Here is an 11,874-nt window from a genome sequence, read left to right on the forward strand (position 1 = left end):
AAGAATTCAAAAATAGCCGTTTTGGTATCTACCGAAAGGGCTTTTTTTGTTGGTTTCAAATATCTATCTTTGACTCTCAGTATTTAAACTGATTCGAAGATAAATAATAACGTATTCATAAGCGGAACATATATAAATGGGATTATTCGATTTTTTCAAGAAGAAACAAGAAACTCCTGAAGCGCAAGAAGCTTTAGATAAAAGTTTGGAGAAGACTAAAGAAGGTTTCTTTTCTAAAATTACAAAAGCAGTTGTTGGTAAATCAACTATCGATGATGATGTTTTAGATAATTTGGAAGAAATATTGGTAACCTCAGACGTTGGTGTGACGACAACTTTAAAAATTGTCGATCGTATTCAATCCCGTGTCGCACGGGATAAATATGTATCTACATCAGAGCTTAATACGCTATTGAAAGAAGAGATTCAAGAATTATTAGCAGAAAATAATAGTTCAGATTTTGAAAATTTTGAATACGGAAATCATAAGCCTTACGTCATTATGGTGGTGGGAGTCAATGGTGTAGGTAAAACGACGACCATTGGAAAACTTGCTCATCAGCTAAAAGCGGCAGGAAATAAAGTTGTTTTGGGAGCTGCAGATACTTTTCGTGCTGCTGCCGTGGAGCAAATTAAACTTTGGGGTGAACGTGTAGGTGTTCGTGTTGTCGCGCAAGCTATGGGTTCAGATCCTGCTTCTGTGGCATATGATGCTGTTCAATCTGCAGTGTCTAATGGCGATGATGTATGTATCATCGATACTGCGGGTCGTCTTCATAATAAAGTAGGCTTGATGAATGAATTGGGGAAAATAAAAAATGTCATGCAGAAGGTCGTTCCTGGTGCACCGCATGAAATTCTACTGGTTTTGGATGCCTCGACGGGTCAAAATGCCATAGAACAATGTACCCAATTTACACAAGCGACAGATGTCAATGCGTTGGCATTGACGAAGCTGGATGGTACCGCAAAAGGTGGGGTAGTTATCGGCATTTCCGATCAATTTAAAATACCTGTAAAATATATTGGTGTCGGTGAGAAAATCGGCGATTTACAGTTATTCAACAAAAAAGAGTTTGTGGATTCGCTGTTCAAGTAATCCACATCCAGTGTATGAAAACAAAATATAGCAAGGCTGTAGAGCCAAAATCAAAACCTCGTGTAAATGTGGTTACATTAGGTTGTTCTAAGAATATTCACGATAGTGAAGTTTTAATGGGACAATTAAAAGGTAATCAAATTGAAGTCGTACACGAGGCGACTAATATTCAAGAAAACGATATCGTTGTCATCAATACCTGTGGTTTCATCGATAATGCCAAACAAGAGTCCATCGACACCATCTTGCAGTTCTCTGAATTGAAAGATGAAGGGAAAATAAATAAAGTGATCGTAACAGGATGCCTTTCGGAGCGTTATAAGCCTGAATTGCAGTCTGAGATCACAAATGTAGATGGATATTTTGGTACAAATGATTTGCCAGATCTGTTAAAATCTATTGGTGCAGATTATCGTCATGAATTGTTGGGTGAGCGTATGTTGACGACTCCCTCGCACTATTCGTACTTTAAAATCGCCGAAGGATGTAATCGTCCATGTTCATTCTGTGCCATTCCTTTGATGCGTGGCAAGCACGTCTCAAAATCTATTGATGACTTAGTAAAAGAGGCAAAGTTCTTAGCTTCTAATGGTACTAAAGAATTGATTTTGATCGCACAGGACTTAACCTATTATGGTTTGGATATCTATGGTAAACGTAATCTTTCTGATTTGATGCGCCATTTATCTGATGTGGATGGGATCGATTGGATTCGTTTGCAATATGCTTATCCTTCTGGTTTCCCAATGGATATACTTGATGCGATGAACGAGCGTTCTAATATCTGTAATTATTTGGATATGCCTCTTCAACATATTTCTGATCGTATGCTGACTTCGATGCGTCGTGGTACGAGTAAGCAGAAACAAATTGATCTGGTTAATAAAATCCGTGATAAAGTTCCTAATATCGCCTTACGTACGACATTGATCTGTGGTTATCCTGATGAAACGGAGCAAGATTTTCAAGAGATGTTGGAATGGGTTGAAGAAACACGTTTTGATCGCTTGGGATGTTTTACGTATTCACATGAAGAAAAAACACATGCGCACTCTTTGGAAGATAATGTTCCTGATGAAGTGAAACAAGAGCGTGTAGAAGCGATCATGGAAGTGCAACAAGGAATATCTTTTGAAATTAATCAAGAGAAAATCGGCAATACATATCAGGTATTGATTGACCGTGTTGATGGTGATTACTTTATCGGAAGAACGGAATATGACTCTCCTGAGGTCGATAACGAAGTTGTGCTTGATGCAAAAACAAATTATGCCCGTATCGGAGACTTTGTACAGGTAAAAGTTGACCGTGCAGAAGACTTTGATTTATATGGATCTATTGTCAAATAATAACGATCCAATTGTTGCTTTTATTCGTAAACAGTACATTTGTGCGCAGAGAAAATAAATTTGCTTACTTTGTATAGCAATTATGTATCTTAATCTGTGTTTAGTGCAAATGTAACTACGAATGAAAGCAACTTATATAGACTATAGTGAAACCAACAGCTTTTCTAAAACACTTCTTGCTTATTTAAATCAGGATCAGGCCTTAACTCCTTTTGTGGGAAATTGGCCTACAGTTGCTGGTTTTGAAAAGCAGATTAAAGAAAAAAAACCTTTTCTCTCGCGTACACTTTTAGTTGACCGACTAAAAGCGCAGTATGGAGATCTCTTAACAACGTCTCCTCAAGTTTCTGCTCATATTGATAAGTTACTGTTGGAAGATACGTATACTATCACGACAGGACATCAACTTAATATTTTTACTGGGCCTCTTTATTTTATATTTAAGATCATTACAGCCATTCGTCTGGCAGATGATCTAAAAGTAAAGTTTCCGGATAAGGAATTTGTTCCGGTCTATTGGATGGCTACCGAGGACCATGATTTTGCAGAAATCAATCATACAAAACTTTCAGGGAAGAAGATCGTATGGGATACCCCTGCGGTATCGGCTACAGGAAGGATGGATACGGCCTCTATCGTTGAGGCTGTTAAACAATATAATGGTGTTTTAGGACTTTCTGAGAATTCTTGTAAACTCACCCGTATTATTGAAGATGCTTATCTTAAACATGAGCATTTAGCGGATGCTACCCGATATATGGTCAATGAGCTTTTTAAGAAGTTTGGATTAGTGATCATTGATGCTGATGATGAGCAACTTAAAGCTGTTTTCAAACCAATTATTGCCGATGATATTTTAAATGAAAAAAGCTTTAAGGCCATTGAAAAGACGTCTCAGGAATTGGAGGAAGCAGGATTTGCGACACAGGTGCATGCTCGAGAAATCAATTTCTTTTATTTGACAGATGATTATCGAGAGCGTATCGTGCTGAATGACGATGGTCGATATGAGGTGCTCCATCAGGATCTATATTTTACAAGAGCTGAATTGGAGCAAGAGATCGATCTTCATCCAGAGCGCTTTAGCCCCAATGTGGTGATGCGTCCAATGTATCAAGAGATCATATTGCCCAACCTAGCTTATATTGGTGGTGGTGCCGAGATGGTCTATTGGATGCAGTTAAAAGCTAATTTCGATCAATATGGTATTGATTTTCCAATTCTGATCCCTCGCAATTCGGCGATGATCACAGAGGACAATGTCGTTTCTAAGATATTTAGACAAGATCTTACGTTTAAAAGTATCTTTCGAGATAGTGAAATCCTTAAAAAAGAATTTGTGCGTAGACAGACCAAGCATCGTTTGAATTTAAATGATGAGTGGATGGAACTGAATGCGATCTTTGGTAAAATAAAACTCCGCACACATAAGATCGACCCAAGCCTTGCTCCAAGTACCGAAGCGATTAAAGCACGCTTAAAAAAGGCCATCAATAACTTGGAAAAAAAATTAATGCGTGCTGAAAAGCGTAATCATAAAGATGCATTGTCAAATATTGACCATATTAAAGAGCGTCTATTCCCAGGAGGGGGCCTGCAAGAGAGGTCCGAAAACTTTGGTTTACTTTATGTGAAATATGGTGATTCCCTATTTGATGAGTTATATAAACATTTTAATCCTCTGGATTTTAAATTCACTATATTATATTAAAAGCCAGCATTTAGCTGGCTTTTTTCATTTATAATTTGATAACATACAGTTCAGTTCTAGTTAACAGGTGGTCGTTAGTTTTGCCGTATAACAATGTAACGAAATACTAGATGAAAGAATTTTTACTAACCACATGTTTAGCCGTAATGGGATCGGGTTTATATGCACAGACAACACAGGCTGGCTTTGCAGGAAAAATTACGGACGAAAATTCAGTGGGGGTACAGGGAGCTTCGGTCGAGGCTCGCAATGAATCGACAGGTTTTACAACCAAAACATCTACCAATGCTCATGGTGATTATAATTTTAAAGAATTGCCTTTGGGCGGTCCTTATACAATTAAGGTAACCTATATCGGTTATGGCGAACAGATCAGAAAAGGCTATAACTTAAATCAAGGGGATCTAATCCGTGTTCATATTCCCATTCAAAATGCATCGAATGTTTTAGAGACTGTTGAATTGCGAGGTGTGAGCACCTTGAAAAATCAAATTGAAAATTTGGGTGCGGCAACTTCTGTAACGGCAAAGGATATCGCAAAGCTACCTGTCAATGGAAGGAACTTTACTTCTTTAATGGACTTGTCGCCTTTGAGTAAAGGTGATAATATCGGTGGGCAGCTTGGTTCATCAACCAACTTTACCATAGATGGGATGAATGCCAAAAATCCAACATCTGCGGGTTCTACAACAAGCCGAAGTGGTGCTCCGTTTTCGATATCCATTGAAGCGGTACGTGAATTTAAGGTGGTGACCAATCAATATGATGTCACCTATGGTCGAGCGGGAGGCGGTACTGTTAGTGCGGTGACGAAGCAGGGAACCAATAAAACACAAGGAAGTGCGTGGATCTATTCAAGGGCAGACTGGTTATCTAGTCCCTATACGATTGATGGAAAAAAAAGGACCAATGATTTTTCGACTTATCAGTATGGTTTTACCTTAGGTGGTCCAATTATTAAAGATAAACTCCATTATTTTGTTGCATGGGATCATCAAAAGGATGCTAGACCGTTGATTATAGCGGATATTACTTCTACTCTGGATGAGGAACGTTTTAAAATCTCACCTGAAAATTTAAATGAATTTGTTAATATCGGTAGACAAAAATACGGTGTGAGCAACGACCCTCAGTTTGGCTCTTTTGATAAAAAAAGAAATTCTGATGCCGTGTTTGGTCGAATTGACTGGCAGATCAATAATAGTAATTTACTGACCATCCGCAATAATTTCACTAGCGATATCAATAAATTGGGGTTACAGGACAATAAACCGATTACTCTTTATGAATCGTATGGTAATGACAAGAATATTGATAATAGCTTCTTAGCGACATTGAGAACTTCTGTTTCATCAAACATCACCAATGAGCTGAAGTTACAGCATCTATATACGTATCAAAATAGTAGTCCTGGTGATCAGTTGCCAAGTCAAAATATCCCAAGAGCGATCGTAGAAAATATCGTCAGTCGAGTGGGAACTAATGATTTAAGAACAACTGCTCAGTTAGGAGGACACCGTTTTGCTCAAGAGTCTTTTAAAAACAATGTCTTCCAATTAGTTAACAATCTATACTACAATACCGACAAGATCAATTATACATTTGGTGTTGATCTGATGTATACGCATGCTAGTTCTGTATATGGTAGCGAAGTCAACGGACGCTTTCACTTTGGAGCAAGTGATTCCAGAACTGCACTTCAAAATTTTCAAGATCAAAAAGCCTATAATTTTTATAGAGAAGTCCCTTTAGTTGCCGATCCAACAGTTATTGGTAAGATCTTTAATGCTGGAGCATACGGACAATTACAATCCAAATTAGCCACTGGTCTGGATTTGGTTGCGGGCTTGCGTTTTGATTATGGACATTATCCGACTTCCCCGTTAAATGAAGAGCTATTGAAAGAAGTTGGGGTTAGAACGGATCATAAATTGAAATCTCTGGTCATACAGCCTCGTTTTCAGATGACATGGGATGTGAATGAAAATCATAAAGACTTCTTCCGTATCGGTGCAGGAATATTTGCTTCGGACATAAATAATTACATGACGATCAATAATTTGACATTTGACGGTAAGCACTTTGCAACGGTTGATGTTCGTGGTACTGATGTACCTACACCAGATTTTGTGAAATATCGTCAAGATCCTTCTTCAACTCCGACTTTGGCACAATTTCAAGTTCCAACCATTAATACCTATGGTCCAGATGCTAAAATACCGGTAGTATATAAGGCAAATATGTCTTATTCACATTTCTTTACCGAAAAATTGAAAGTAGGAGTTTCTGCTTATATGAATTTGGGAAGAAACAATTACATGTATGTCGATCGCAACATGGTGAAGGATCCATTCTTTAGATTGCAGAATGAGGATAACCGTGGGGTCTTTGTACCCTTATCGGCTATCGTAAATGGAGAGTCTGATTGGAAACAAGGTCGTATATCTAATAAATTTGGTCGTGTACTGGAGTTAAATTCTGAAGGTAAGGTCAATCAATTTGCCGTTGTATTAGACGCCAGTTACCAATACTATAAGGATGGTTCAATTTCGGTGAGCTATACCTGGAATGATGCTAAAGATAATACTTCGTACAACGGAAATGTGGCCAATACCGCAACGTTATCTTTAGCTGTAAAAGATGATCCTAGGGATTTGAGCCATATGACTTACTCGAATAATCAATTCCGCAAAAAAGTTGTTATTTATGGTACATTGCCTACATTTTATGGGGTTAGCGTAGGGGTTCGTTATTCTGGTATCGGCGGTACACGTTATAGTTTACTGGCTGGTGGTAATATCAATGGTGATTTTGTTGCTGGAGATAATGATCTGGCCTATATCTTTGATCCAAATAGTAGCAAGACTCCAACCAACCTTGCTGATGGGCTGCAAGCATTGCTAAACAATCCAAATGCGAGTCAAAGTTTAAAGGAATATATTAAAAAATATGAGGGTGCTATGGCGCAGCGAAATGGAGGGATTAATGGTTTTTATGGGCTAATCGATTTGCGTATTGCGAAGAAGTTTAATCTATATCAATCTCATGCACTGGAAGTATCTGCGGATCTGTTTAACGTCGCCAATTTATTCAAGAAAACTTGGGGTGTCAATGAATCTTTAGGTAATCAAGCGCTATATTCATTGGGTGTAAAAGCTGCAAATGGAAATCCAGCTTTGCCTGCATTTGATAATGTCAAACAACAATTTAATTACAATTTGAACAATACAGGTGTGGTCAATCCATCTGGTAATCCTTACCAATTTCAGTTAGGCTTACGCTATTCGTTTTAATCTTTTTGAATAGAAAAAACGGGGTGTTTCTTCATTATGAAGAAACACCCCGTTTTTTGTAGTACAGATTTGAGGTTTTAAAGATAAATTTGAATCTGCTGATTGTGACAATTTTTTTGCAAGATTTTGAAGGCTTTTTCATGGATGACTATAGGTTGTTACGCACGGTGTTTTCAGGTGGGTTTATCTGTGCTAGATTGCCTTTAAATTTTGATTAAGAATGAGATCGCAAACGATTGTTTTGTATAGGTATTCTAATAATTATTTTTACGATCATAAACCGCTTTTTTTAGGACTTTAAAAAATGTATCTTTGCACATCCAAAAAGCAGCTGTTTTGCTATTATTTTTAAGAAAACCAAAAAAGTAAAAATCTAGCGAAAGGCATTAATTTTTTGCACACATGAGTAACATACATTTTCAAGAAAAATTTGAAGATCGTCACAACGGACCAAGATCGGTTGAAACGAAAGAAATGTTGGAATTTTTAGGCGTTGACTCGCTTGACCAACTTATTGAGCAAACTGTTCCTGCACAGATTCGTGCTAAACAAGCTTTACAATTGCCTGCTGCTTTAAGCGAAGTCGCTTATTTGAAAAGGGTAAAACAAATTGCAGAAAAAAATAAAGTGTTCAAGTCTTATATCGGACAAGGTTATTTTGATGTGATTTTACCAGGTGTTATTCAAAGAAATGTCTTTGAAAATCCAGGATGGTATACACAATACACGCCATACCAAGCAGAAATTGCTCAAGGCCGTCTACAGGCTTTGTTAAATTTTCAAACTGTTATTTGTGATTTAACAGGATTAGAGATCGCGAATGCGTCTTTATTAGATGAGGCTACTGCTGCTGCTGAAGGTATGTTTATGCTTTACTCAGCTCGTAAAAATAAAAATGCTCATGTTTTCTTAGTTTCTGAAAATGCTTATCCACAAACGATCGATGTATTAAGAACTCGTGCATTATCTTTTGGGATTGAACTTCGTATTGAAGCTATTTCTGAAGATAGTTTAACGGATGATGTATTTGCTGCATTTGTTCAGTATCCTGCTGGAGATGGTTCTATCATTGATTATAAAGCTTTCACTACTGCCGCTCACGCTAAAAACATTACTGTTTGTGCTGCTGCAGATTTGATGAGTTTAACTTTGTTGACTCCTCCGGGTGAATGGGGTGCTGATGTTGTTGTGGGTAATTCTCAACGTTTTGGTGTACCAATGGGTTTTGGTGGTCCTCATGCTGCATTTTTTGCAACTAAAGATGCTTTCAAACGTAATATTCCTGGTCGTATTATTGGTGTTACAACTGATTCTAACGGGAACTATGCATTGCGTATGGCACTTCAAACTCGTGAGCAACATATCCGTCGTGATAAGGCTTCTTCTAACATCTGTACTGCACAGGCTTTGTTAGCGATCATGGCATCATTCTATGCAGTGTACCATGGTCCTCAGGGAATCAAAGATATTGCAAGCCGTATTCATGATTTGACTCAATTGTTAGATCAAGCTGTTCAACAATTAGGTTATACACAATTAAATAAAAACTATTTTGATACTGTACGTTTCGAATTAGGAGGTGAAGTTGCTGGATTAAAATCTGAAGCTTTAAACAATGAAATGAACTTCCATTATGTTGGTTCGGTAGTTGGTATCTCTATTGACGAATCGACGACATATGAAGATATTTTAACGATCGTTAAAGTATTTGCGAAAGTTAAGGCAAAAAATATAGCAGATGTTGATTTCGAATCTATTGAATCATCACTGACATCAGCGTTGCCAGCTGACTTGGTTCGTACTTCTGAGTACTTAACGCACCCGATATTCAATAGCTACCATTCTGAGCATGAGATGTTACGCTACATCAAATCTTTGGAAGCTAAAGATTTATCATTATGTCACTCGATGATTCCATTGGGATCATGTACGATGAAATTGAATGCTACTGCTGAGATGACTCCAGTTACCTGGTCTAACTTCGGTGGTCTACATCCATTTGCTCCTGCAGACCAAACTTCGGGTTATATGCAGTTGATCGGAGAGTTGAACGAGTGGTTATCTGAAATTACGGGTTTTGCTAAAATGAGTTTCCAACCAAACTCTGGTGCTCAAGGTGAGTATGCCGGTTTAATGGTGATTCGTGCTTATCACGAAAGCCGCGGAGATCATAACCGTAATATCTGTTTAATTCCTGCTTCTGCGCACGGAACTAATCCTGCTTCAGCTTCTATGGCTGGACTGAAAGTTGTCGTTGTTAAATGTGATGATCGTGGTAACATTGATGTTGAAGATTTGAGAGCGAAAGCTGCAGAACATGCGGCTAATTTGAACTCATTCATGGTGACTTATCCGTCAACACATGGTGTGTTTGAAGAGCCTATCATTGAGATCTGTGAAATTATCCACGAAAATGGTGGACAGGTATATATGGATGGTGCTAATATGAATGCTCAGGTTGGTTTGACTAGCCCAGGTCGTATTGGTGCTGACGTATGTCACTTGAATTTACATAAAACATTCTGTATCCCTCACGGTGGTGGTGGTCCTGGTATGGGTCCAATTGGTGTGGCAGCACACTTAGTTCCTTTCTTACCAAACCACGAAGTAGTTGAAGTTTCTGGTGCTGAGGGTATCACTGCAGTATCTGCTGCTCCGTTTGGTTCTGCATCGATCTTGATTATTTCGCATGCTTATATTGCAATGATGGGTGCAGATGGATTGACTAATGCTACGAAAACAGCTATTTTGAATGCAAACTATATCAAAGCTCGTTTGGAAAACCACTACCCAGTATTGTATTCTGGAGTAAATGGCCGTTGTGCACACGAGATGATTTTAGATTGTCGTTCTTACAAAAATGTAGGTGTTGAGGTTGCGGATATTGCTAAACGTTTAATGGATTATGGTTTCCATGCTCCTACAGTTTCTTTCCCTGTGGCTGGTACTTTGATGGTAGAGCCTACGGAGTCTGAATCTAAGGCGGAATTAGATCGTTTCTGTGACGCTTTGATTGCTATTCGTCAAGAAGTTGCTGCGGTTGAATTGGGGGATGTTGATCAGGTAGATAACGTGTTGAAAAATGCACCTCATACTGCATCTGTTGTAACCGCTGACGAGTGGACGAAATCTTATTCTCGCCAAACGGCTGCATATCCTTTGACTTATTTGAAAGATCGTAAGTTTTGGCCTTCTGTTGGTCGTGTAAACGACTCACAGGGTGATAGAACATTAATTTGTTCATGTCCTTCTATTGAGGAGTACGCTGAAGCTTAATCCAGGCATATTCTTGTTAAAAGCCTTCATTTGATCAGATGAAGGCTTTTTTGTATAAAATGATCTGGAGATTAAGTATAAAATTTTACTGATGCAGCAGGCATATGGTAACAGTGGAGTATCTAAGGGGATATCGCTGTAAAATTTAAAAAGATATTTTCTGTTATTTAATAACTGTTTAAAACAAATTTATCTAAGTTTGTTTGTACTGAGGTAGGCGTTTGCTGATAAGGCGTAGCAAAAGCTGTCGGAGAATTAATTAGAGATAAACGAGTTAAGTGCACATCGAATAATCACATTGAAAATGAAAATAAAAGCAACAATAACCTTTCTAGTAATAACAGCACTATTTGCTTCCTGTTCGACAGGTAAATACGCGGCTACTGAAAAAGTCTATAAGAAAAAAGCAAAGCTCCTTGCCAAAGAATATGCTACTACTCCAGTTATCAACCAAGCTATTGGTAAATTGCCGATATCCGTTGAAAAAGAATGGATCGCATCCATAAACTTTGGGATGCGCAAACCAAACTATGTGGTCATCCATCATACGGCTCAGGATTCATTGGGACAGACGATACGTACTTTTCACTCTGAGAAAGCGGGTGTCAGTGCGCACTATGTCGTTGGTCGTACTGGTAAAGTCGTGCAGATGGTCAATGATTATTACCGTGCGCATCATGCGGGTATAGGCAAGTGGGGAAATGATACGGATCTGAATTCTTCTTCTATTGGTATTGAATTAGATAATAATGGAACTACCGATCCCTGGACTGATGCCCAGATCAATGCACTGACGGAATTATTGTCATATCTGAAGGTGAAATACAATATTCCACAGGCAAATTTCATTGGCCATATGGATTTGGCGCCTACCCGAAAAAATGACCCTTCACGCTTTCCTTGGAAAACGTTAGCAGATAAAGGTTTTGGATATTGGTACGATGAATATCTGGAGACTCCGCCGATAGATTTCAATCCAAAATTGGCATTAAGAATTATTGGTTATGATGTTAAAAATTTAGATGCAGCGATAAAAGCTTTTAAACAGCATTATATTCAGAGTAATGCCAATGTAGCCATCTTGAAGGATAACGATCTGAAGATCTTATATTCGATCTACAAAAAGTTCTTATAAACAATATAGGC

The 11,874-nt window shown here is 38.2% G+C and carries 6 protein-coding genes; all 6 read left to right on the top strand.

Going from position 1 to position 11,874, the window contains the following annotated elements:
* Positions 1-136: 136 nt before the first annotated feature.
* On the top strand, positions 137-1,099 hold the full coding sequence (gene ftsY, locus AC06G9_RS00230; protein ID WP_045754227.1) for a signal recognition particle-docking protein FtsY: 963 nt from the start codon (positions 137-139) through the stop codon (positions 1,097-1,099).
* Positions 1,100-1,113: 14 nt separating this feature from the next.
* Positions 1,114-2,448 (top strand): 30S ribosomal protein S12 methylthiotransferase RimO, encoded by a 1,335-nt coding sequence (rimO, locus tag AC06G9_RS00235; protein WP_094771833.1) that lies wholly within the window; start codon positions 1,114-1,116, stop codon positions 2,446-2,448.
* 121 nt (positions 2,449-2,569) lie between these two features.
* Entirely contained in the window at positions 2,570-4,159 is a 1,590-nt protein-coding gene (bshC, locus tag AC06G9_RS00240) for a bacillithiol biosynthesis cysteine-adding enzyme BshC (RefSeq protein WP_260947649.1), read from the top strand.
* A 110-nt stretch (positions 4,160-4,269) separates the two neighbouring features.
* Complete coding sequence (locus AC06G9_RS00245) at positions 4,270-7,452, top strand: TonB-dependent receptor (protein ID WP_293928845.1); 3,183 nt, start codon at positions 4,270-4,272, stop codon at positions 7,450-7,452.
* A 402-nt stretch (positions 7,453-7,854) separates the two neighbouring features.
* A complete protein-coding gene (gene gcvP, locus AC06G9_RS00250; protein WP_045754231.1) occupies positions 7,855-10,728 on the top strand; it encodes an aminomethyl-transferring glycine dehydrogenase in 2,874 nt (957 codons plus the stop codon).
* 304 nt (positions 10,729-11,032) lie between these two features.
* Complete coding sequence (locus AC06G9_RS00255; protein ID WP_045754232.1) at positions 11,033-11,863, top strand: N-acetylmuramoyl-L-alanine amidase; 831 nt, start codon at positions 11,033-11,035, stop codon at positions 11,861-11,863.
* The last annotated feature ends 11 nt before the right edge of the window (positions 11,864-11,874 follow it).

It is taken from the genome of Sphingobacterium sp. MAE, assembly GCF_056711605.1.